Origin of the sequence: Flagellimonas oceanensis, from assembly GCF_003992595.1 — a bacterium.
Lineage (GTDB): Bacteria > Bacteroidota > Bacteroidia > Flavobacteriales > Flavobacteriaceae > Flagellimonas > Flagellimonas oceanensis.
This window is the reverse complement of record NZ_RZNA01000003.1, coordinates 42,596-65,027: the sequence shown is the minus strand read 5'-3', so window position 1 is coordinate 65,027 and position 22,432 is coordinate 42,596. Positions and strand designations below refer to the sequence as shown.

Below are 22,432 nucleotides of genomic sequence, written 5' to 3'. Positions count from 1 at the left end.
TGAGACTTAGCCCAATATTGCAGCGATTCCCGGTAAGGTTTTACCTTCCAGGCTCTCCAACATGGCTCCGCCCCCTGTAGATACGTAGCTTACTTTGTCCTCGAAACCGAACTGTTTTACCGCAGCAACGGAATCTCCCCCTCCTACGAGAGAGAATGCTCCTCCCTGGGTAGCTTCATCAATATAATTACCTACGGCGATGGTTCCCTTGGCAAAGTTCTCCATTTCAAAAACACCAACGGGACCGTTCCACAAAATGGTCTTGGAGGCCAATATCACTTGCTTGAAGATTTCCAAGGTCTTTGGACCTGCATCCAATCCTTGCCATCCATCAGGAATTTTGTCCACATCAACAAATTGTGTGTCGGCGCTATTATCGAAGTCGTTGGCCGCCAAAACATCAACCGGCAAGAATACCTTTACATTTTTTGCTTCGGCCTGCTTTAGAATGTCCAAAGCCAACTCCATCTTATCGTCCTCGCAGATAGAGTCTCCTACTTTACCTCCCTTGGCCTTAACAAAAGTATAGGTCATTCCACCGCCGATGATGAGGTTGTCGACTTTGTCCAATATGTTTTCGATGATAGTGATTTTGGAGGATACTTTGGCCCCTCCTAAAATAGCGGTCACAGGCTTTTCCCCCGTTTCCATCACTTTGTCAATGGCTTTGATTTCTTTGGCCAATAAATATCCGAAGCATTTATTTTCTGGGAAAAACTTCGCGACTATAGTCGTTGAGGCATGGGCCCTATGAGCGGTTCCAAAGGCGTCGTTCACGTAAATATCCCCATGCTGGGACAATTGTTCGGCAAAAGATTCGTCCCCGGATTCCTCTTCGGCATGAAAACGAAGGTTTTCCAACAACAGCACTTCCCCGTCCTGCAAACCGGTAACAGCTTCGGCGGCTTTTGCGCCTACGCAGTCTTCAACAAACTTTACCTGTACCCCGATAATCTCGGACACTTTTTCAACAATATGGGATAGGGACATATCCGGGTTTGGATTCCCCTTTGGTCTGCCCAAGTGGCTCATCAAAACAGCGGAACCGCCATCTTCCAGAACTTTGAGTATGGTCGGTTTTGCAGCGTCGATGCGGCTGGTGTCGGTCACATTGAAATCGCCATCCAACGGCACGTTGAAATCAACTCTGATCAATGCTTTTTTTCCTTCGAAATTAAAATCGTCTATCGTCTTCATGTGGTGTGTTCTTTTTTGCGAGTTCCAAATGTAAAGATTTCCTGCTTTTTCGGTGGTCGCACGGGCCTAATATTTCAAAGTTTTCCGCTTTTTAACCTTTTCGGTTTGATATGTTAAACCAGCCGAACGCCAGGCAAGGGTTCCTTGACCAACTTCAGCACTTAAAAATGTATCTTTGGGACATGCTTTTTAAAAATGTTCTAGGTCTCGAGCACATCAAAAACCATTTGGTAACCACGGCAGAAACGGGTCGAGTGGCACACGCGCAATTGTTCGTAGGACCCGAAGGCTCTGGGGTGCTGCCCATGGCGATCGCCTATGCCCAATATTTGCTCTGTGGCAATACGGGTGGTGAAAATGACGGGGAAAACACCGTTTGCAATACCAAATGCAACTCTTTGACGCATCCCGATCTTCATTTTGCCTTTCCCGTTTCCAATTCGGACAAGGTAAAATCACATGCGGTCAGTGATCATTATTTGGAAGAGTGGCGCCAATTTGTAAAGGAACAACCTTATGGCAACTTGTTTGATTGGTACCGCCACATCGGCATTGAAAAAAAGCAGGGCCAAATCGGGGTTGACGAAGCCCAGGACATGGTGAAAAAGCTCTCTTTGAAATCCTACGAAGGTGGGTATAAGGTATTGATTGTCTGGATGGCCGAAAAGATGAACATTTCCGCTGCCAATAAGCTTTTGAAACTCATCGAGGAACCCCCGAACAAAACCATATTGCTTCTTTTGGCCGAAGAGGAGGAACAAATTATCAATACTATACGGTCCCGTTGCCAAATCCTGAATTTTCCACCACTGGCGGAACAGGTCATCACAGATGAACTTTTACTGAAAGGGGTGCCCCAAACCGAGGCGCTGACCATTGCTTTGGAAGCCAATGGCAATTTCAACAAGGCACTCGACCTGCTGAACAAGGATTCTGAAGATCTGGTCTTTGAGCGTTGGTTTGTACAGTGGGTCCGGAGCGCTTTTAAGGCAAAGGGCAACAAAGGCGCCGTTCAAGAATTGATCCTATGGAGCGAAGAGGTGGCCAAAACAGGCCGTGAAGTGCAAAAAAAGTTCCTGAACTATTGTCTGACCATGATGCGACAAGCTCTCTTGCTCAATTATAAGGCCAACGAACTGGTTCATGTAAAAGTTCATATGGAAGGTTTTGATCTAAGGAAATTTGCTCCCTTTGTACATGAGAACAATATTTTGGATATTGTACAAGAGTTGGAACAAGCGATTTTTCACGTGGAACGCAATGGGAACTCCAAGTTGATTTTCACGGATCTATCCATAAAACTCACACGGCTTTTGCATGCAAAGGCCGCTTAAATAAACCTAACCATGAACAACGTATTTTCTAACGCCACAGAAATATTGCTGCTGGCCTTTTTAACCATTACTTTTTTACAGAGCGGAATCGATAAACTCATGGACTGGAAAGGCAACCTGGGTTGGCTGACCGGTCATTTTTCCAAGTCAATTTTCAAAGGGACGGTTCCCGTGCTTCTGGGTGTAATTTTGGTCTTGGAAATGCTCTCTGGAATACTTTCTGGAGTAGGCATATTCGAACTTGCTGTGGACGGTGAAAGCATGTTCGGTTTTTATGGCGCCATACTTTCTTCAGTGACACTTTTGATGCTTTTGTTAGGTCAGCGTGTGGCCAAAGACTATGTAGGGGCACAAACTATTGTTGTATACCTGATTCCAACTATTTTTTTAGTGTATTTGATGCAATAAAGCTTTACGAGCATGATTCTAGAACCCATACAACGTCCTGAGCTCACTGACAAAACCAAAAGTGCTTACGAGCAATTCGAAAGATTGATCATAGAAATCAAAAAAAAGAAACTGCCCGAAGAAATCGAGCTGGTCATCAATAAGCATATTACACAACTCAATGCTGTATCGGATGCCGATAAAAAATTGCGCAACGAAATCCGCAAAGAGCAATCCAAAATTGTTGGTTTGTTGGCCCAAAAACTCAAAATCGTGCCTAAAAATTATTTCAAAAAAACATGGTTTGTTTTGGGTATGACGGTTTTTGGACTTCCCATCGGAGCCGCTTTGGGAGTCAGCTTGAGGAACATGGCTTTTTTGGGCATTGGTTTGCCCGTTGGTATGTCAATTGGCCTTGCCATGGGTTCAAATATGGATAAAAAGGCAAAAGAAGAGGGTAGACAACTTGATATTGAACTTTAAACACAATCCATGTTTGACAAAAAAACAATCGCTCCTTTGGTGGTCATCGTAATCAGTTTAGTGCTTCTTGTTATTAATCTGATGGGATTGAAAAATGGCAATACTGCCATATGGGGCATTGTCTCGAATATATTATTGATTATTGCCATGGTCATTGTAATCTTCGAGAACAAGAAAAAGTCCAAAAAATAATCATCTTTCAATAAAAGAATGAACGAACAATTACACAACACCAAGGATTCTTCGGTTAATTCCATTTCAACTGCTCAAGCGGATTTAAGAAAAGCTTATGCTGATGGCTCTTTGGGTATTTTAGCTTCTGGAATGGTCTGGATGACGGCCGCACTGGTTTCCTTTTTGGTTTCTTCGCAAACCGCTATTTGGACCTTGTTTTTTGGTGGTATGCTTATTCATCCTTTGGGATTGTTACTGGCCAAGGTTGCGGGTATTCAAGGAAGTCATTCCAAACAAAACCCTTTGGGCCAATTGGTCATGGAAAACACCATTTTTATGTTGATGTGTATTCCCTTGGCCCTGCTCCTCTCCTTCCAGGACCATGCTTGGTTTTTCCAAGGCATGTTGTTGATTATCGGAGGAAGGTATTTAACGTTTGCTACGCTTTATGGCATTAAAACCTATTGGATATTGGGTGCTCTATTGGGCGCATCGTCCTTTATCTTGTTTTTCCTTGAGGCGTCCCCATCCATTTCGGCCCTTTCTGGCTCAATCATAGAGCTTGGATTTGGGGTATATATGTTTTTCTCTTATAAAGCAGCTGCCGCCAAAACAAAAAACCCACTCTAATGAGTGGGCTTTATTTACGTAAAGGGATGTATCGAGTTTAGTTCTCGTACTTATCGTTCAAAATCTTAAGGATTTCGTTGGTCAGGTCTTTGGCATCGTCTCCATAAATTACGGAACCGCCATCGCCGCCGCCTAGAATATAGGTGTAACCATTCGCCTTACCGTAAGCTCTGATTTCTTTTTTAACCTTTCTTACCAAGGTATCCATCTCAGCCTGGCCTTTTTGTTGCAATTGTTGCTCTTCTTGTTGCAACTGCTGCCCTATTTGTTGCCCTCGCTGTTGTAGTTGGGAATACTCCTCTTGTGCACTTTGTTGGGACATGCTCTGCGCCTTTGTCTGGAATTGCTGTAATTCCATTTGGAAGGCTTGGGAAATACTATCCCTTTTTTGTGTTATGGCTTGGGCCTTGGTTTGATATCTGGCGTCGACATCAATTTTTTCTTGATAGTCGTCCATGATCTTAACACTATCCACATATCCAATTTTGTTTTGCTGACATGCCATGGCCGTGATGGCAATCGCAAACACTACTAATTTTTTCATCTTTTACTTTTTATCGATGCGCAAAAATAGAAAAGCTTTTGGAAAGCCAATCATTAAGTTTTTGTCATCTCAAAATTGGGGTTCACTTAACCATAAGCATTTTCTATGCAAATATTCCCGGGGTATTGTCTCCCTTTATTTTGTTGACCCTCAGAAACGGGTCGTTTTAAGCGTTTCTTTTTGGTTTGATAGGATTGTGTGCCAGAAGGTGGGTTCGTTCGACAACGGCCCCGAAAATCACTTATTTCTTCCTTTTGAGGATATAGATTAAAGAGGAATGCTCTTTAGTGAAGATGGCTCTAAAGTTGGACCATAATCCCACAAAAAAAGCACTGATTAAATAAAGTTTGTTCCCCTTGTATTTTTCCGACAACATGGAAACGTAAAAAGCATCGAACCACATCGGTTTGATTTTTACCACCTCCATTTGATGGGGAGCAAAAAGTTTTGCAATGGACGTTTTAGAAAAATGCCAAAGATGCCTGGGCACATCAAAAGCTGCCCAATACGACTTATAATGTTTCGCATCAAAGGATTTAAAATTGGGTACCGCAATTACCAAAACGCCATCCTCTTCCAAAAGATTGGCCAAGGTTGTAATTTGCTCCTCAAGATTAGGAAGGTGCTCCAAAACATGCCATAGTGTTATGGCTTGAAATTTTTGTCCGGATACCTCTTTTAAGCTTTCCTGTAGATGTACTCCTTTTTGTTCAGCTAACTTCCTCGCTTTAGCATTGGGTTCTATCCCTGTTACCCTAAAACCTGAATTTTGAGCAGTAATTAGAAAATCCCCTGTTCCGGCCCCTAAATCGAGAAGGCTTTTGCTTTTAACATATTGATTTTCAATTAATTGAACCTTATCCTTAAGATTTTTTGCCTTAACCAGCTGGTACAGTCTGTCTGTAAGAGTAGATTTAGCGTCTGTATGGGAAATATAGTCCTCGCTTTCGTAATATGGACCGAGGTTTTGTGGTTGCGGTTTGGTTACCAGCATATCCAATCCTTCATCTCGATATAGCTCGAACGCTTCCCCTGAAACAGAAAAGTCTTTAGTTTTTAAAAACAACTTCATTATAATTATCTGTTGCCAAATATTCGTTTTTCAATTTCCGAAGATAGGACAAAACCTTTTCTCTTGAAATTGAATCTTCAGCTAAACAATCCTCTTCCGTATCGCTAAAAACTTCAATGGCAATGTACCAGTTTCCCACTCGAGAGGAATATGCATCTTCCAAAATTGGATTCATATCGGCAGATTTACTCAACGCTAAATCCAGAGCCATGGGAATTAAATTAATGGTCTTGGTCGGAATTTCAACTTCATAAAATGAAAAATAACAGGTATTGCCATCAACCAAAAACGGAACTTGTACATCCACATAATAATCATTGAGATTGAATTTTGTGTTGATGTAATCGTAAAATTCATTCGCATCTTTTGGGTCTTCAAAAACAAAAACATTCTTTTTGGGAAGACCTTTTTTAAATCGTTTTCCTTGGGTCAATTTATAATCTTTTATGTTTGGAGCAATCCGTAATGGAATACAGGGGCCTAAAAAGACCACAACAAAAATGGTGAGTAAAAATCGTTTCATCTGGCATAGTGTTATACCAAAGATGAATTCAAAAACCGAGCCACTTATATATAAATGAAAATAAAAAGGCACTTGTTCCACGTGGAACAAGTTGATGGGTTATCTGCCCAAATACACTAAAAGAACACTTATGTCAGCAGGAGAAACGCCACTGATCCGAGATGCCTGTGATATGGTAACAGGCTGTATCGATTCCAATTTTTCCCTTGCTTCGTAGGACAGCGATTTAAGTTTTGAATAATCAAAATTATCAGGAATACGGACATTTTCTAAACGTTGTAATTTGTCCGCATTGGTCTTTTCTTTTTCGATATAGCCTGAATATTTGACCTGTATTTCGGCCTGCTCCAAGACCTCTGTATCCAACTCATTTTCCCTCACAAAATCGGAAACAGATTCCAATTGAAGCATGTGGTCCATGGTAACCTTTGGTCTTGAGAATACCTTGAACAACTTATCGGATTGCTTAACCAAGGATGAATCCAATGATTCCAAAATAGGATTGATCTCATCTGTAGTGAAGCTGGTCTTTTTAAAGAATTTGACAAAATTGTCGGACTTGCTCATCTTATCCTCCATTCGTTTTAGACGCTCTTCTTTCGCCAATCCTATTTGATACCCCTTTGGTGTTAATCGTAAATCCGCATTATCCTGTCTCAACAATGTGCGATACTCAGCTCTTGATGTAAACATTCGATACGGTTCCTCCGTTCCTTTTGTGATTAAATCATCAACCAAAACCCCGATATAGGCCTCATCTCTTTTCAGAATAAATGGCTCTTTTTCATTGATTTTTAAATGGGCATTTATACCCGCCATCAAACCCTGAGAAGCTGCCTCCTCATATCCAGTTGTCCCATTAATTTGACCTGCAAAATATAGATTGTTGACCAGCTTCGTTTCGAGTGTATGCCTCAATTGGGTAGGTGGGAAATAATCATATTCAATAGCATAACCTGGTCTAAAAAACTTGACGTGTTCGAACCCCTTTACAGATTTCAATGCCTTGTATTGAACATCCTCGGGCAAGGATGTAGAGAAACCATTTACGTAAACCTCAACGGTATTCCACCCCTCCGGTTCTACAAATATTTGGTGTGAATCTTTATCGGCAAACCGATTGATCTTGTCCTCTATCGAGGGGCAATATCTAGGCCCAATACTTTGAATTCTACCATTAAACATGGGAGACCTTTCAAAGCCTTCGCGAAGCAAATCATGCACCAATTTACTTGTGTGCGTCATGTGGCAATCGCGTTGTGTTTGAAGTATGGGAGTGTTCAAATAAGAGAATTTCTCGGGTAGTTCATCGCCAGGTTGAAGGATCATTTTGGAATAATCCAACGACCTTCCGTCAACCCTTGGGGGTGTTCCTGTTTTCATTCTGCCACTATCAAAACCAAGCTCAACAAGTTGTTCGGTTATACCCGTTGCCGCTTTTTCTCCAGCTCTCCCCCCACCTAATTGTTTCTCTCCGATATGAATTAATCCATTCAAAAAGGTTCCGTTTGTAAGGACTACAGCTTTAGCCCTGATTTCCAAACCAAGACTGGTTCTTACTCCCACGACCTTATCGCCTTCAACCAGAAGGCCATTGACCATTTCTTGATAAAAATCCGCATTCGGTGTATTCTCCAAAGCCATCCTCCATTCCTCAGCAAAACGCATACGATCATTCTGCGCTCGAGGGCTCCACATCGCAGGACCCTTGGACTTGTTCAGCATCTTAAACTGGATGGCAGACTTATCCGTTACGATACCACTGTAACCTCCCAGGGCATCGATTTCACGGACAATTTGCCCCTTTGCAATTCCACCCATAGCGGGATTACAAGACATTTGCCCAATAGTTTGAAGGTTCATTGTAACCAACAAAGTGCTTGAACCCATATTGGCGGCGGCTGCAGTTGCTTCTGCGCCTGCATGACCTCCTCCTACTACAATAACATCATATTCCTTCTCAAACATATCTATGGTTCCACGTGGAACATTTTAATTTTTTCCTCTTCTTTTTCACGCATCAATTTAGCCTCATCATCACTCTTATCCCCATAACCCACTAAGTGTAAAATACCGTGGCTCATTACTCGTCGAAGTTCATTCCAAACATCCACCTGAAACTCCTTCGCATTGTCTTCAACCCTATCAGTTGAAATAAAAATATCCCCTGAAATTGTCTTTGCGTCGGTATAATCAAAAGTGATGATGTCAGTCAAAGTATCGTGGTTTAGATACTCTTGATTGAGCTGCAACAAATATTCATCCGTGCAAAAAATATAATCGATTTGACCGGCAACAAATCCTTCTGATTGAATAATCCTATCTATCCAATCGGCATACTTGGATTTATCCTCTAACAGCAAGTCGCTTTTAAAATGAAACTCAATCATTATCGAAATAAACCTTTACCTTCTTTTCAAAATTTTTCCGCAAAGGTAATGCTTGTCTATTTAATATTTCAATGCTATTCCGGTAATCTTGAAGTAGTTCCGGTTTCGTCGTGATGGGATTAGAATACTGGTTTAGATTTGTGTTACTTTCTCGCTCCTTCTTTTTTCCTTGTTCCATAGAAGCGTTTTCCAACTTCATTAATTGGTGTTGAATATTGTTGGCCTTGTTCCGCGTCCTTTCTGTGATTCCGTTCTCCAATAAATCGTTCTCAAAATCCTCCATCTGTTGAATCAGTTTCTGAGCCAAATTCTTGTCGGACTCACGCATCATATCCTCCAGCTGTTTCTCGAGGTTTTCGCGAAGGAACTGTTGTTCTTTGTAAATTTCATAGACTTCATTGAGGTCCATTTCACTGAGTCCGTTTCCATTGGATTGACCACCGTCACTCTGTCCAGAACCCTGTTTGCCTTTCTCTCCATTTTCTCCCTCTTGTCCATTTTGACCCTGGCCTTCGCTTCCTTTATCTCCTTCCTGCTGACCGCCTTGATTCTCTCCCTTTTGCTCACCCTGTCCTTCAGACGGTTTGCCTTGCTGACCTGAGCCACTCATCTTTTCCTGTATTCCCTGTTGTCCTTTGATAATGTCCGGCAACTGAAAATCCTGACCCTCTCCTCCACTGCCTTGGCTAGGACTCATGTTTTGTTGCATATTATCCAAAATGTTTGCCAAGAAATCTGCCAAAGAATTGGTCGCATTAATTACGTACTGTTGATATGAAGCTCCTTGGTAAATTTGATTCTCGGCAATGCTTTCCAAGGACTTATCGATATTATAATACACCTCTGTTATTTGCTCATTAACGAACTCAGACAACTCCGCTCTTCGCAATGAAAGCGCAAAAAGACTATCGTCGACATGCTCGAACAATCTCCTTAAATTTTGTTGGTCCTTCACAGTTCTAGAGAACTGTGAAATGTCTACATCGGCACTTTGAATGTTATCAAAAAGATTCTCTTGTTTAAATGAAAAGGTTACCAAATTATCTAAAATTTGTCGTAGCATCTCCGTATCCTCTGCATCTGTTTCTCCACCTCCACCCATGGCACTCGATTTCATGGATTGACTCATCTCTCTCATTTTCTGAGCTGCTGATTTTTGTTTCTTGGAAGCATTATTTCCTGCTTGTTGTTTCTCCTCTGACTGAGAAGACTCCTCCATACCTTGATGCTTGTTAATTTCTTCTAGGGCCTCTTGTTGGTCCTGCTTAACGGCATCCGTCATCTTCTTATCAGTATCAAACTCTAGTGGCTTTTGGAGCTTATCATTATCCTTCTCCAACGCACGAATTTCTTTTTCTAGGTTGTCGAAACCTTCATTTAACTTCTTCTGCTCCTTATCACTAAAATCCTGGCCCAACTTTAGTTCAGATAATATCTCCTGCCTTTTAGCCAGCTCATCAAGTTCTTTGGATATCAGAGACGCCTTTTCTGTAACATAATAGCGTTTTGTCAGCTCTAATATCTGCTCTAGGTTGCGGGTATTCTTACCTTGATTTTTACCCAGTTCTTCCAAGCGGCGTTGTAAATCCTCTTTGTCTATTTTATCCGCAATCTTGTTGAGCTCTTCAAGTAACTCAGCATTCTTTTTTGCTTCAGCTTCTTGACGCTCCAATCGTTCTTGAAGCATCTTTTTCATTTCGGTATCCTCCGAGGTCTTATCTATACTTTTATTCAAATCTTGGCTGAACTTCTGCATCAGTTCCTCTTGCTTCTTTTGTTGTTGCAAAAAATTCTTGATTTGACTCTTGTCCTCGAAGCTAAGAGACTTTTCTTCCTTCTGTAAATTGTTAATGTCAGATAGTTTTTCCTCCTGCTCCTTAAAATTCTTTAAGGATTCTCCCATCTTGTTCAATGTAGATTTTTGAAACTCTACCTCTTTGTTATTCAACTGGTTATCGTCGTAAAGAGTAGCGTTAAAAACTTCACTCTTGGTTACCTTACCACCTCTAACTCCGTCATTATCAATAACTTCAAAAAACAATTTATACCGCTTTCCTGGCTCCAGCGCCAAGCCTGACGGAAAGGTGTAATAGAATTGATAAACATTGGAATTAGGCTCTTCAAGTGAAATCCGCTGTACATTGTTCACATCATCCGAAGGGTAACAAACCAAACGAATCTCACGCAACCCATAATCATCGGCGGCCTGACCCGTATAATACGATTCGTTAGGGTTCAAAGAATCCAAAACCTGATCTACCTGAACCGTTGCTTTTGCATCCTTAATCACACTAAGCCGATACGCCAATTTCTCGAAATCCTGAACCTTATTATTAGATGTACTCAATTCATAATCAAAATGACTGAACAGCCTTTTAGAGTTGGAAAAAAGATTGTCGTCTTTTTGAAAGGAGATAGTCGTATCAGCAGTAATCATTTTAATATTGTCCACATAATCCCCTTGTATCTTCCATGTGACTTTAGTGCCCTCAGGAATCTCAGCATTACCTGTTCCGGTAATCACTTCTGGTCTAAGGTTAAGATACTTTGGGTATACCAATTCCAATGCAAAATCAACCAGTTTAGGCGTTCTATAACTACTTATGGTGTAACTCCTAGAATCCCATCCGTTCGCTGATAGATAAAAACTACTATCTTGAACTGGCGGTTGAAAAGTATACTCATAAAACGACCCACGGTTCTGCATTAACAAGGATTCCCCGTTAACAAAAATCTCAACATTACCTGGTCTAATATCGCCAACCGTTTTGACCTGTATCGTCAATGCTTCATTGTCCATTACCTCCAAATCTGAATTCAGAACCTGAAACGTAAATGGAGCAGGCCGTTCGTAGGCCATGTCGTAATGCATCACTCTTTGATGGGAATTAAAGAAAGAAACGATATCCCCCGCTATCCAGATAAAACCAAATAAGAGTACAGGAATGATGATGTACTTCGCATAGGAATAGCTTTCCCTAAAATTTACAGCTTCAGCAAAAGGAACGGGACCAAGAATTGCGGCCCGTTGCTCAATGCTTGCCACTAACAAATCCGATTTTTGAGGGTTCTCGGAAAGCTCCAACAAATTCAGAAGCTTATCATCGACATCTGGAAAATGTTTTCCGATCAACTTGGATGCCACTTTGTTGTCGATACTCTTCCGCATCTTAAACAAGTACAACAAGGGTACAAGCACATATCGATACAAGAGAAATGCTTCCACCACAATAAAGAGAATAAACAAGGTCAATCGCCACGAATTATCCAACCATAACAGATATTCAAATGATGTTATGGCAATCCAAAAAAGGGTGCCCAGAGTTAAAAACAAGAAGATGCCCTTTATCAATTGCTTCGTATAAAAGCGTTTGATAAAGCCCTCTAGTTTGGCTAAAATGTCCTGATATGCACTCAAAATAGGGTGTTTATATTACCAAAATACCCGATCCATGGGAAACGTGCAGCAAAATTTTGTTAAACCTTAAAGTTCTCCATCTCATAAATCAAATGAAAGACAGTGGTCAAACGCTTTCCATTTACTATGCTGCACTGTATCTTTGCTGTCTAACCTTTCGGTATTATGAGAGAAAAAGTACGAGTTCGATTTGCACCAAGCCCAACGGGACCGCTACATATTGGAGGTCTTCGCACCGCTTTGTTCAACTATTTATTTGCCAAAAAAAATGGTGGCGACTTTGTGCTTCGTATCGAGGATACCGACCAAAACCGATTTGTTGAAGGTGCCGAAGAATACATTATCGAGGCTCTGAACTGGTGTGGAATTCCTTTTGATGAAGGACCTGTAAAGGAAGGCGATTTTGGACCGTATAGACAGAGCGAACGCAAGCAACTGTACAAATCCTACGCCCTTAAACTTGTTGAAAAGGACATGGCCTATTACGCTTTTGATACTTCTGAAGCTTTGGACCAGCACAGAAAAGACCATGAAGCAAAAGGAAAAACCTTTATCTACAATTGGCACAATCGTTTAAAATTGACCAACTCCCTTTCGCTTTCCAATGAGGAAGTAAAAGATAAAATAGCTACTGGAGAAGATTATGTGATTCGATTTAAATCTCCCGAGAATGAAGAATTAGTGCTCAACGATATCATCCGTGGAGAAATAAAAATAGACACCAACATTCTTGATGACAAAGTCTTGTTCAAAAGTGATGGCATGCCTACCTATCATTTGGCCAATATTGTTGATGACCATTTAATGCAGATTACCCATGTAATCCGTGGTGAAGAATGGTTGCCTTCCTTGGCATTGCATACGTTGTTGTATAAGGCCTTTGGTTGGGATGCTCCGGAATTTGCCCACTTACCTTTGATCATGAAGCCTGTGGGAAAAGGAAAATTGAGCAAACGTGATGGCGAAAAAGGAGGATTTCCCGTTTTTCCGCTGACGTGGAACCAATCCGAAGGGTATCGAGAAGCCGGATTTTTCCCTGAAGCCGTAGTCAACTTTTTGGCATTGTTAGGTTGGAACCCGGGCACAGAACAAGAAATCTTCAGCCTGGAAGAATTGGTCGATACTTTCACTTTAGAACGTGTGAATAAATCAGGGGCCCGTTTTGACCCAGAAAAAAACAATTGGTATAATCAGCAATGGCTTCAATTAAAGTCAGATGAGGTACTTGCTAGACTGTTTGCCGAAGAACTTGATGCAAAAGGGGTTTCTGCAGAGCAGAGCTATATCAAACAAGTGGTGTCTTCCATTAAAGAACGCGCTACTTTCGTGAAAGATTTCTGGGAGCTTTCCGATTATTTCTTTCAAGCACCTACCTCTTACAATGAAAAAGCGGTCAAAAAACAATGGAAAGAAGGCACCCCAGAAATCATGGAAGAGGTTACCACCGTGCTGCAATCCATTCAAGATTTTGAATCATCGAAAATTGAAGAAACCATTAAGGCATGGATCGGGGAAAAGGAGCTTTCCTTTGGAAAAGTAATGCCCCCACTCCGTTTGGTCATCGTCGGAGATATGAAGGGACCGCACTTGTTCGATATTATGGACCTTATTGGTAAAGAGGAAAGTATCAAACGTATCAAAACAGCCATTGCCCAGCTTTAGAAATTGACGGATGTGTAACATTATTTGACAAATGGCTACTAATACTATGGCCAAGTTTCGTAATTTCCATTTCTAACATAAAAATCTAAACACTATGGGCAGCTATTTACTTATACCTATTGCGTTTGTCGCGCTTGTTATTCTTTTCAAGTTTTTCTTTATCGTTAAACAACAGACCGCCGTTGCGGTGGAACGTTTCGGTAAGTTTCACAGTATCAGAAGCTCCGGGCTTCAAATGAAAATTCCGATTGTGGACCGTATTGCCGGTCGATTGAGCCTGAAAATCCAACAATTGGATGTTATCGTTGAGACCAAAACCCTTGACGATGTATTCGTGAAACTGAAAGTATCCGTACAATATGTTGTAATTACTGATAAGGTTTACGAGGCCTTTTACAAATTGGAATACCCACACGATCAGATAACTTCTTACGTTTTTGACGTAGTTCGTGCCGAAGTTCCAAAAATGAAATTGGACGATGTCTTTGTTAAAAAAGATGATATTGCCATCGCCGTGAAAACAGAGTTACAAGATGCCATGTTGGATTATGGCTATGACATCATCAAAACCCTTGTAACCGATATAGATCCAGATGCCCAGGTCAAGGCAGCTATGAACCGAATCAATGCTTCAGAACGTGAAAAAATCGCCGCTCAATTTGAAGGTGATGCACAACGTATCCTCATTGTTGAAAAAGCTAAAGCGGAAGCGGAAAGCAAGAGATTACAGGGGCAGGGTATTGCCGATCAACGTAGGGAAATTGCCCGTGGTCTTGAAGAATCCGTCGAAGTACTGAACAAAGTGGGCATCAATTCCCAGGAAGCATCAGCATTGATTGTCGTTACCCAACACTACGATACCCTGCAGGCCATTGGAGAAGAAACGGACACCAACTTAATTCTATTGCCAAACTCGCCCCAAGCAGGAAGTGATATGCTGAATAATATGGTGGCTTCATTTACAGCCAGTAACCAAATTGGTGAGGCCATGAAACGCAAACAGAACGAGAAAGGTTCTGCTGACTCTTAGACTACTATTCATAAGAGAAAAAGGCTCCCAATTGGGAGCCTTTTGTTTTGATATGAGGGCTAAAACTAGTTGAGTTTATTCAATAGTTTCTTGGCAACCATGGAGATGGCGACTTTTTGAATAAGAGGCGCCAATCCTCCAAGAATATTGGTGGGGTACAATTCTTTTTTGGTGTTCTGAATCGCCAGCTTTACCTTTTCCTCCTCAATCTGTCGCTGCAGCTTCAATATTTTAAGGTCGCGGTCAATTTCTTCAAAAGATGTGTATTGTGTCTGAATCATAATTCGTCAAAATAAAATTTGGAAAACTTTTTCAAAAGCGGCTTTTCAATTTTTCTTCTCATTAAGAAGAGAATGATACCGACCAGTACATAAAACCCTCCTACAATTAGAAACCCTTGTGCTGTGTTGTCCAACATATTGCCAAACCAAAAGGCAGCACTCAACGAAAGAAACAGCAGGGCTATGGAAACCACCCCTCCTATAAGAAGGACTTTAGTGGCCATGGTTATTCCCTTCATCATAGACCTGAAGCTTTGGAGTCTGTAAAAGTCCAAGCTGTTTTTCACGTAGGCCTTAACTCCGTCCTCTACATGGTCTATCTGTTCTTTGATATCTTCGAATGCCATATATTACTTCTGTAGTTGGGCGTTCTTTTCTCTAAGGTCTTCCAATTTCTTTTCCAGAGCTACCAAAATATCATCGGCTTTGTAACTCATGTTCGATAATGTATCCTCGAGTTTTTCTTCAAACTCTTCTTTTTTGGCATCAGCACTTTTGGAAAATTCCTCTTTGGCTGTGATTAAGCTCTGTGAGATGTCATCTTTTGCTTTCACAGCACTTTTTTTAATTTTCTTTCTTGTTTTTTTTCCTTTATCTGGTGCATATAGAATACCAACTCCGGCTCCTACTATAGCTCCAGTTAACAATGCGGTTAATACGTTTCCAGTGTTATTTGACATAATGTTGTATATTTTAAATTAGACTTCAGTGAATCAATCAATCGGTCAGATTTAAAAGTGAAGAAATTCCTGTTCCAATCGATTTATCTCAAAATTAAGGTAGGAAAACCGCAATGATCGATGCAATCGCTCGAAACCTTGACGCTTTAGATAAAATTTGAAGAAAAATCGAAAATGAGCGCATTTGAGGGCCTTTCAACAACGGACTTGAACAATCAATACAGCTAAAAGTTTTTTACTCTCATATGCGACCTGAAGAAGTCTTTTTTAATAGAATTCCTCAATGAACCAACATGTTTAAATAAGGAAATGTTATGCTACCCTTTTTGCTCTAATTTGGCCCAAGTGTCCCTTAAAGTGACCGTTCTGTTGAACACCAAATTTTCGGGAGTCGAATCTTTGTCAACATTAAAATAGCCCAATCGTTGAAACTGTACTTGATCTCCGATTTTGGAATTTTTTAAACTGGGTTCCAAGTAACCAGTAACCTTTTGCAATGAATCAGGGTTAACTAAATCCAAGAAATCCTTATCCTTATGACTATCCGGTGTAGCATCGGTAAAAAGACGATCGTACAATCGCACTTCGGCGGTAATGGCATGCGGGATGGAAACCCAATGTAACGTACCCTTCACTTTTCGAAGGCTTTCCTCGGTACCGGAACCACTTTTACTTTTGGGGTCGTAGGTACATTGTACTTCTATGATATTTCCATCATCATCCTTGGTGCAACTTTCCGCTTTAATGATGTAGCCGTTCTTTAAGCGAACCTCGCCACCAAGCTTAAGTCTGAAGAATTTTCTATTGGCCTCCTCACGGAAGTCTTCCTGCTCTATATACAATTCTCTTGAAAAAGGGACCTGTCTGGTTCCAGCTGATTCATCCTCTGGATTGTTTTCGGCTTCAAGCCATTCTTCTTTACCTTCTTCATAATTGGTGATGACCACTTTTAAAGGATTGAGTACCCCCATGACCCGTGGGGCTATTTTATTAAGGTGTTCTCTAACTTGGAAATCGAGCAAGGAAACATCAACAACATTTTCTCGTTTTGCAATTCCGATGGTATCAGCAAAATTCCTGATGGACTCCGGAGTAAAACCTCTTCTTCGCAATCCGGATATGGTGGGCATACGGGGATCGTCCCAGCTCGAAACAATTCCCTTTTCCACCAATTGAAGCAACTTACGTTTGCTCACTACGGTATGACTCAGGTTTCTTCGAGCAAATTCACGCTGTTTAGGGCGTAGTTTATCGGAAGATACCACTTGGTCCAAAAACCAGTTGTACAACTCTCGGTGGGGTAAAAATTCCAATGTACAAAGGGAGTGCGAAACTTGTTCAATATAGTCACTTTCTCCATGTGTCCAGTCGTACATAGGATAAATACACCAATCGGTATTTGTGCGGTGGTGTGCTTTGTGTAGTACCCGGTACATTACAGGATCTCGCATCAACATGTTGGAAGATGCCATATCAATTTTGGCTCGCAATACATGCTCGCCATCCTTGAACTCACCGTTTTTCATCCCTTCGAAAAGTTTTAGATTCTCTTCTACAGAGCGATTTCTATATGGGCTTTCCTTGCCTGGTTCGGTGGGAGTTCCCTTTTGACTGGCAATTTCTTCAGAGGTTTGGCTGTCCACATAGGCCTTCCCATCCTTGATGAGCATAACTGCCCAATCGTACAATTGTTGGAAATAATCGGATGCATAGCATTCAGTGTCCCATTCAAAACCCAACCAGCTCACATCCTTTTTGATGGCCTCGACATATTCCTTCTCTTCTTTGGCGGGGTTGGTATCATCAAAACGGAGATTAACGGGTGCATTGTAGCGCAAACCCAGACCAAAATTCAGGCAAATAGAGCTAGCATGTCCTATGTGCAAATAGCCATTGGGTTCGGGTGGAAAACGAAACCTTAAGTCATTCTGTGTGTAACCCTCCCTAAGGTCTTCCTCTACGATGTGTTCTATAAAATTGAGCGATTTAGCTTCTTCTGCCATACCAGTAATTTGATGCGCAAATGTAGTAAAATCCCCTGTTGATAGCTATTTTTCGTGAATCTGTGTATACAAAATAGGTGATTTCACAACACTTTGGGTATAGCCTACAACAATATCTTTCCTTTCATCGAAATTAGAGACATATTTGTTATTGAATACTATATGCGAAAGAGACGCCTGAACAACGTCTTTTTGAATGAATTACAATTAAGGGGCACAAACTAACAGGGCTATTAAGCCCATAACCTCTTAAAAACTAACGGTGATGAAAGAAAGTAATTCAACGTATAGCGTTCTGGTTCTGGCCTTGGCTTTTTTGCTACTAGGCACTATCGGTATGCAGGCACAGGTGCTATACCAACCCGAGCCAGCTGCAAATCCAAATCTTGGTGGAAATACCCCATGGACAGCAGTATGCGCCTCCAACAACTTCAACCAATACTTTGTAAACTTCCAATGGGACCCTCCCTTTGTTGAAAGCGATAACGAGTTTATCCTTGAGCTATCGGACGCTGATGGTTATTTTTCAGCTCCCACCGAATTGGCGCGCGTCACTGATAAGAACACCGTTTTTGATTTTGAGTTTCAATTTGAACTCCCTTCGGATATCAGGGGCGATAACTTTAAAATAAGGGTTCGAAGTACCAATCCCGCTAAGACAAGTCCCGCTTCGGAGGCTTTTTCCATGTATTTCATCGACTACAATTTACCGTTATTGATCAGTGAGAATGGAAGTGGAAATATTCCCTCTGGAGGCATTATCCAAATATGTGGCGGAGGTTCGGTTACCTTAAAGCCGCATAATATTCCTAATTCCAGCACCTACATCTATAATTGGTATCGCAGTGGAACACTATTGTCTGAAAAGTCGGAAAGCATCACCGTTTCCGAGCCGGGCATGTACTACGTGGAACTTGATTATGGAGATTGTTCGGGATCCGCAAATACCTTATCAAACACTATTGAAATTTCAACTGGAACCAGTTCCGGATTGACCATCAATGGTGCCAACAATGTTGAGATCTGCCCAGGGGAAACCCAATTGCTTGAGGCCAATATCAGCGGTCAAGGATACACCTATACATGGTACAAGGACGGAAGCATAGTCAGTGGTCCCACTGTGGATGCCAGCACATATACTGTTGATGGAGGGACCAGCGGTTTTGAAGGTTCTTACGAGGTTGAAATTTCAGGCTCAGGGATTTGTGTGGAACTATCAGACCCGGTATCCGTTACAAGTTCAGGTTCTTACGAAATTACACTGAACAATGCAGAAAACATTGTATTACTTCCTTCGCAGTCCAAAACATTGTCGGTAAACACAACCGCAACAAGCCCAACATTCCAATGGTTTAAAGATGGCGCTGCGATTGCTGATGCTACGAACAACTCATTGTCCATCAATGAGGTAGGGGAGTACTATGTTGAAGTCACCGAAAACGGCGGCGCTTGTACGCCTGCCCCAATGGCTTCAGCAAAAACCACTGTTGTTTCGCCGGATTCATTTGAATTTGTGGTCGACTACGTAACCACTTATTCTTCCTGCGAGAGCACAGATGCCACCTTGAGCCTTACCACCATCAATGCGGTAAGCGACAATGGAACCAAAACCGATGTGACAGGGGATTTACAAAATTCATTTGCCTATCAGTGGAAACTTGACGGTACCGATGTGATTGGAGAGAATTCCAAAACCATCACGGTATCAAGTCAAGATGACAACGGAAATTATACCTTGGTCGGCACCATAGATGCTTTTGAGGCATCATCCAACAGTTTACAGCTAAAACTTGCTTCCAACGAATCACTACAGATAACCACCAATGGTACTGTGTTGTGTGAAGGAGGCGAAGCGATAGTACTTGAGAGCGCTACAGATATTTCCAACGAATCCTTCCAGTGGAAGAAAGATGGAACTGTGGTCGATTCAGCATCAGAGAGCTTGACGGTAAACGAAACCGGGGTGTATCAACTTGTTATTACATCCAACGAGTGTCCAATCATATCAAACGAAATAACCATCAGTGCTTTTGATGAATCTCTGTTGGTTCTCGATAAACCCAAAGACCTCATCATTATTGAAGGGGAGACCCAAACCCTTACCGCTAGCGGTGCAGATTCATACGAATGGTATGATGCGGGTAACAACCTGATTTCCAACAGCAATTCCTATGGTTTTGCTGAAGAAGGGGAGTTCCTGTTGATCGCCAGTTTCGGAACCTGTACAGTTAGTAAAGTAATTACCGTGACCTACAGGGATATGTTCAACATACCAAACGTTATTACCGCCAATGGCGACGGTATCAACGATCTATGGGTGTTGCCCAACACATATTCCAGAGATCCCAATGTTCTCGTTACTATTTTCAATGAACGAGGAGAACAAATCTTTAGCCAAGCTGGCTATGAAAACAACTGGCCACAGTCCACCACAAATTTCAACAAACAAAGCATGATTTTCTATTACAAGATCACACGTGGTGGTAAGAGCCTGAAACAAGGAACCATCACTGTTATTAAATAAGCAGCAATGCAGACGAATAAACCTCTACTATTACTTGCCGTCTTGCTACTTGCCCTCTCTGGAATGAGAGGACAGGAAGAAGAAGCCTATGTGCCGTATAACGTGCCATCCCAAAACCTATTGAAGTTCAATCGGTTCTTGCTCAACCCTACCTTTTCCACAGTTAGGGAAGACAAATCGTACATCAACCTATTTCACAGAAACCAATCGGTATCTTTTGATGACAACAACCAGGTTTACTTCTTGAGCTATAGCGGTAGAGTAAGTGACAGGAGTGGTGTTGGTGTCAGCTTGTTTACCAACCGTGAGGGCCTGTTCAATAACTTTGGTGTACACGCCAACTATGCCTATGGTGTACGCTTGAGTCCTAAGAACACTTTTACCTTCGGAGCCAACGTAAGCTATTATCAGAGTGCCTTTAATCAAGATAGGGCCAATTCTGTTGAGATCGATCCATTGTTGAGCAATTTGGAAAGTAGCTCCCTGGTAAGTTTCCAACCTGGTTTCAACTTTTCCATAGGAAAGTTCGACATTGGTGGTTTTGCCGAAAATCTGTTCGATTACAACTTGAAAACCAGTGAATCCGTAACAGATTTCAATGAAAAAACATATTCTGGCCACCTACAATATACCCATCAGTTTGAAAATGGGAGGGGCATTATGGAAAGTGCACGTTTAATGCCTTTGGCAAGAGTGCGCAAAGTAGGCGAAGAAGAAATTACCTTGGGAGGAAACTTGATTCTTGACTTGCCCAGGTTAGGTTGGGTACAAGCGGGCTACGATGACTTTTATGGAGCTTCCGCAGGATTGGGTTTCAACTTGACCAAAAATATTTCCTTGGGATATACCGTGGAAAAAGGGTTGTCCAATGAATTTGAAAACTTTGGTGTTACCCACGAAATCTCTTTGGCATACTCCTTTACGCCCAACCTTACCGAGGATCGTGTAATGCTTGAAAAGGACAATGAAACATTGGCCTCCAATGATGAGGACGTGCCACAGGACAGCCTCAATATTACTGACAAAGACCTTGAAATCGCACAATTACAGGAAAAGTTGGCCGAAAACGATGCCATACTTGATGAACTGTTGATGCGTCAGGACTCCATTGAATCCACGCGTAAAAAAGATTTGGAACGACGCTTTGAGACCGTGATGAAAATGGTGAAACGCGAAACTCGCGGGCAAAACCCAGCATTGGAGGAGAAAGCCAAGAAAGTATACTTTGCCAATATGGATACTGCCGATATCGTGACCCAAAGAAGACAGCCCTTGGCCAACCATGGATTGTCCAATAACACATCCACCAAAAAGGTCATAAAGATCAACGAGGCCAAGGACAACACCAAGGCAAGTTATGCATCAAACTCCAAGGCCAAAAGAGATAATACCTACAGGCCGGTAAGAAGTAAAAAAACAACAGGATTCAAGTCACATTCCGTGCCCAATGTGGAAAGCGGTCATTACTTGATAGCCAATGTCTTCAGAGACACCAACAACCTCAACAATTTTATAGAAAAGCTACGTTCGCAAGGGATTGAGGCAGATTATTTCCAAAACCCAAAGAACGGACTCAACTACGTCTATATAGGCGACTTCAGCAACAAAAACGAAGCTCTGGATGCCTATCATTCCAAAATGAACGGTGCCTACCAAGGTGATGCCTGGGTAATGAACGTCAACGGAGGAGATTCTCCAATTGCGGGATATTCTGGTTCCGTGGATAACCAAAGCTCCAAATACGGCAACAACCAACTTTCTAAAAATGTTACCAGCCTACCCAACAAAGGAGGCAGCAATCATGTAGTTCTTAGCACGCAGTCCGGAGATGGATTGGCAGAAGGGTACTACATCATTGCCAATGTTTTTGAAAATTCATCAAGTGCCAAACAATTTGTCAAGGATTTGAATGCAAAGGGCCTACATGCAAGCTATTTCGTAAGTCCTGCCGATAATAACAGGTACGTGTATTTAAAAAGACACGAGACCTGGAACAATGCATTGACCTCATACTATACGAAATTGAATGCTTCGTATGACGAAGAAATGTGGATCATGCGTATAAAACCAAACACAACCATTTAACCAACCACCATGCTT

At 41.7% G+C, this 22,432-nt stretch carries 20 protein-coding genes; 9 read left to right on the top strand and 11 right to left on the bottom strand.

What is annotated here, in order from left to right; all coding sequences use genetic code 11:
• Positions 1-6: 6 nt before the first annotated feature.
• Complete coding sequence (locus EO132_RS00315) at positions 7-1,197, bottom strand: phosphoglycerate kinase (protein WP_127136053.1); 1,191 nt, start codon at positions 1,195-1,197, stop codon at positions 7-9.
• 182 nt (positions 1,198-1,379) lie between these two features.
• On the opposite strand from EO132_RS00315, the gene EO132_RS00310 reads away from it, so the two are divergent.
• Genes EO132_RS00310 through EO132_RS00290 form a run of 5 tightly spaced genes read left to right on the top strand, consistent with a single transcriptional unit; the run spans position 1,380 to position 4,205 of the window.
• A complete protein-coding gene (locus EO132_RS00310; RefSeq protein ID WP_127136052.1) occupies positions 1,380-2,531 on the top strand; it encodes a DNA polymerase III subunit in 1,152 nt (383 codons plus the stop codon).
• Positions 2,532-2,543: 12 nt separating this feature from the next.
• Positions 2,544-2,939: a DoxX family protein gene (locus EO132_RS00305; protein ID WP_127136051.1), complete on the top strand. Its 396-nt coding sequence runs from the start codon at positions 2,544-2,546 to the stop codon at positions 2,937-2,939.
• A 12-nt stretch (positions 2,940-2,951) separates the two neighbouring features.
• A complete protein-coding gene (locus EO132_RS00300) occupies positions 2,952-3,401 on the top strand; it encodes a hypothetical protein (protein ID WP_127136050.1) in 450 nt (149 codons plus the stop codon).
• A 9-nt stretch (positions 3,402-3,410) separates the two neighbouring features.
• Complete coding sequence (locus EO132_RS00295; protein ID WP_127136049.1) at positions 3,411-3,593, top strand: hypothetical protein; 183 nt, start codon at positions 3,411-3,413, stop codon at positions 3,591-3,593.
• Positions 3,594-3,611: 18 nt separating this feature from the next.
• Positions 3,612-4,205: a DUF7010 family protein gene (locus EO132_RS00290; protein WP_127136048.1), complete on the top strand. Its 594-nt coding sequence runs from the start codon at positions 3,612-3,614 to the stop codon at positions 4,203-4,205.
• Positions 4,206-4,242: 37 nt separating this feature from the next.
• Here EO132_RS00290 and EO132_RS00285 read toward each other — a convergent pair whose 3' ends face one another.
• The 6 genes from EO132_RS00285 to EO132_RS00260 all read right to left on the bottom strand — a co-directional run bounded on the left by EO132_RS00285 (position 4,243) and on the right by EO132_RS00260 (position 12,152).
• A complete protein-coding gene (locus EO132_RS00285; protein ID WP_127136047.1) occupies positions 4,243-4,749 on the bottom strand; it encodes an OmpH/Skp family outer membrane protein in 507 nt (168 codons plus the stop codon).
• A 241-nt stretch (positions 4,750-4,990) separates the two neighbouring features.
• Complete coding sequence (locus tag EO132_RS00280) at positions 4,991-5,821, bottom strand: class I SAM-dependent methyltransferase (protein WP_127136046.1); 831 nt, start codon at positions 5,819-5,821, stop codon at positions 4,991-4,993.
• Positions 5,799-6,344: a hypothetical protein gene (locus tag EO132_RS00275; RefSeq protein ID WP_127136045.1), complete on the bottom strand. Its 546-nt coding sequence runs from the start codon at positions 6,342-6,344 to the stop codon at positions 5,799-5,801. Before EO132_RS00275 ends, EO132_RS00280 begins: the two co-directional genes overlap by 23 nt.
• Before the next feature lie 99 nt (positions 6,345-6,443).
• Positions 6,444-8,312: a tRNA uridine-5-carboxymethylaminomethyl(34) synthesis enzyme MnmG gene (mnmG, locus tag EO132_RS00270; RefSeq protein ID WP_127136044.1), complete on the bottom strand. Its 1,869-nt coding sequence runs from the start codon at positions 8,310-8,312 to the stop codon at positions 6,444-6,446.
• Between the two features lie 2 nt (positions 8,313-8,314).
• On the bottom strand, positions 8,315-8,734 hold the full coding sequence (ybeY, locus tag EO132_RS00265) for an rRNA maturation RNase YbeY (protein WP_127136043.1): 420 nt from the start codon (positions 8,732-8,734) through the stop codon (positions 8,315-8,317).
• A complete protein-coding gene (locus EO132_RS00260) occupies positions 8,727-12,152 on the bottom strand; it encodes a hypothetical protein (RefSeq protein WP_127136042.1) in 3,426 nt (1,141 codons plus the stop codon). The genes ybeY and EO132_RS00260 overlap by 8 nt, the downstream gene beginning before the upstream one ends.
• Before the next feature lie 165 nt (positions 12,153-12,317).
• On the opposite strand from EO132_RS00260, the gene gltX reads away from it, so the two are divergent.
• Together gltX and EO132_RS00250 are read left to right on the top strand one after the other, a co-directional pair.
• On the top strand, positions 12,318-13,814 hold the full coding sequence (gene gltX, locus EO132_RS00255; RefSeq protein ID WP_127136041.1) for a glutamate--tRNA ligase: 1,497 nt from the start codon (positions 12,318-12,320) through the stop codon (positions 13,812-13,814).
• A gap of 94 nt (positions 13,815-13,908) precedes the next feature.
• Positions 13,909-14,844, top strand: a complete 936-nt coding sequence (locus EO132_RS00250) for an SPFH domain-containing protein (RefSeq protein WP_127136040.1) — start codon at positions 13,909-13,911, stop codon at positions 14,842-14,844.
• Positions 14,845-14,909: 65 nt separating this feature from the next.
• Here the strand turns inward: EO132_RS00250 and EO132_RS00245 are convergent, their stop codons facing one another.
• The 4 genes from EO132_RS00245 to EO132_RS00230 form a co-directional block, all read right to left on the bottom strand.
• The gene (locus EO132_RS00245) at positions 14,910-15,125 is read right to left on the bottom strand and encodes a DUF6327 family protein (RefSeq protein WP_127136039.1); all 216 of its coding nucleotides are present in this window, start codon (positions 15,123-15,125) and stop codon (positions 14,910-14,912) included.
• A complete protein-coding gene (locus EO132_RS00240) occupies positions 15,122-15,472 on the bottom strand; it encodes a phage holin family protein (RefSeq protein ID WP_127136038.1) in 351 nt (116 codons plus the stop codon). Before EO132_RS00240 ends, EO132_RS00245 begins: the two co-directional genes overlap by 4 nt.
• Positions 15,473-15,475: 3 nt before the next feature.
• Positions 15,476-15,805, bottom strand: coding sequence for a YtxH domain-containing protein (locus EO132_RS00235; RefSeq protein WP_127136037.1), 330 nt, complete (start codon positions 15,803-15,805; stop codon positions 15,476-15,478).
• Positions 15,806-16,122: 317 nt separating this feature from the next.
• Complete coding sequence (locus EO132_RS00230) at positions 16,123-17,808, bottom strand: glutamine--tRNA ligase/YqeY domain fusion protein (RefSeq protein ID WP_127136036.1); 1,686 nt, start codon at positions 17,806-17,808, stop codon at positions 16,123-16,125.
• A 265-nt stretch (positions 17,809-18,073) separates the two neighbouring features.
• Between EO132_RS00230 and EO132_RS00225 the strand changes: the two genes are divergently transcribed.
• Both EO132_RS00225 and EO132_RS00220 read left to right on the top strand, forming a co-directional pair.
• Positions 18,074-20,332, top strand: a complete 2,259-nt coding sequence (locus EO132_RS00225) for a T9SS type B sorting domain-containing protein (RefSeq protein WP_127136035.1) — start codon at positions 18,074-18,076, stop codon at positions 20,330-20,332.
• A gap of 6 nt (positions 20,333-20,338) precedes the next feature.
• Positions 20,339-22,417 (top strand): PorP/SprF family type IX secretion system membrane protein, encoded by a 2,079-nt coding sequence (locus EO132_RS00220; protein WP_127136034.1) that lies wholly within the window; start codon positions 20,339-20,341, stop codon positions 22,415-22,417.
• Positions 22,418-22,432: the final 15 nt, after the last annotated feature.

Bases quoted from the DNA above. Each gene is read 5' to 3' on its own strand.
- EO132_RS00315 (WP_127136053.1), bottom strand. From the start codon at position 1,197: ATGAAGACGATAGACGATTTTAATTTCGAAGGAAAAAAAGCATTGATC.
- EO132_RS00310 (WP_127136052.1), top strand. From the start codon at position 1,380: ATGCTTTTTAAAAATGTTCTAGGTCTCGAGCACATCAAAAACCATTTG.
- EO132_RS00305 (WP_127136051.1), top strand. From the start codon at position 2,544: ATGAACAACGTATTTTCTAACGCCACAGAAATATTGCTGCTGGCCTTT.
- EO132_RS00300 (WP_127136050.1), top strand. From the start codon at position 2,952: ATGATTCTAGAACCCATACAACGTCCTGAGCTCACTGACAAAACCAAA.
- EO132_RS00295 (WP_127136049.1), top strand. From the start codon at position 3,411: ATGTTTGACAAAAAAACAATCGCTCCTTTGGTGGTCATCGTAATCAGT.
- EO132_RS00290 (WP_127136048.1), top strand. From the start codon at position 3,612: ATGAACGAACAATTACACAACACCAAGGATTCTTCGGTTAATTCCATT.
- EO132_RS00285 (WP_127136047.1), bottom strand. From the start codon at position 4,749: ATGAAAAAATTAGTAGTGTTTGCGATTGCCATCACGGCCATGGCATGT.
- EO132_RS00280 (WP_127136046.1), bottom strand. From the start codon at position 5,821: ATGAAGTTGTTTTTAAAAACTAAAGACTTTTCTGTTTCAGGGGAAGCG.
- EO132_RS00275 (WP_127136045.1), bottom strand. From the start codon at position 6,344: ATGAAACGATTTTTACTCACCATTTTTGTTGTGGTCTTTTTAGGCCCC.
- mnmG (WP_127136044.1), bottom strand. From the start codon at position 8,312: ATGTTTGAGAAGGAATATGATGTTATTGTAGTAGGAGGAGGTCATGCA.
- ybeY (WP_127136043.1), bottom strand. From the start codon at position 8,734: ATGATTGAGTTTCATTTTAAAAGCGACTTGCTGTTAGAGGATAAATCC.
- gltX (WP_127136041.1), top strand. From the start codon at position 12,318: ATGAGAGAAAAAGTACGAGTTCGATTTGCACCAAGCCCAACGGGACCG.
- EO132_RS00250 (WP_127136040.1), top strand. From the start codon at position 13,909: ATGGGCAGCTATTTACTTATACCTATTGCGTTTGTCGCGCTTGTTATT.
- EO132_RS00245 (WP_127136039.1), bottom strand. From the start codon at position 15,125: ATGATTCAGACACAATACACATCTTTTGAAGAAATTGACCGCGACCTT.
- EO132_RS00240 (WP_127136038.1), bottom strand. From the start codon at position 15,472: ATGGCATTCGAAGATATCAAAGAACAGATAGACCATGTAGAGGACGGA.
- EO132_RS00235 (WP_127136037.1), bottom strand. From the start codon at position 15,805: ATGTCAAATAACACTGGAAACGTATTAACCGCATTGTTAACTGGAGCT.
- EO132_RS00230 (WP_127136036.1), bottom strand. From the start codon at position 17,808: ATGGCAGAAGAAGCTAAATCGCTCAATTTTATAGAACACATCGTAGAG.
- EO132_RS00225 (WP_127136035.1), top strand. From the start codon at position 18,074: ATGAAAGAAAGTAATTCAACGTATAGCGTTCTGGTTCTGGCCTTGGCT.
- EO132_RS00220 (WP_127136034.1), top strand. From the start codon at position 20,339: ATGCAGACGAATAAACCTCTACTATTACTTGCCGTCTTGCTACTTGCC.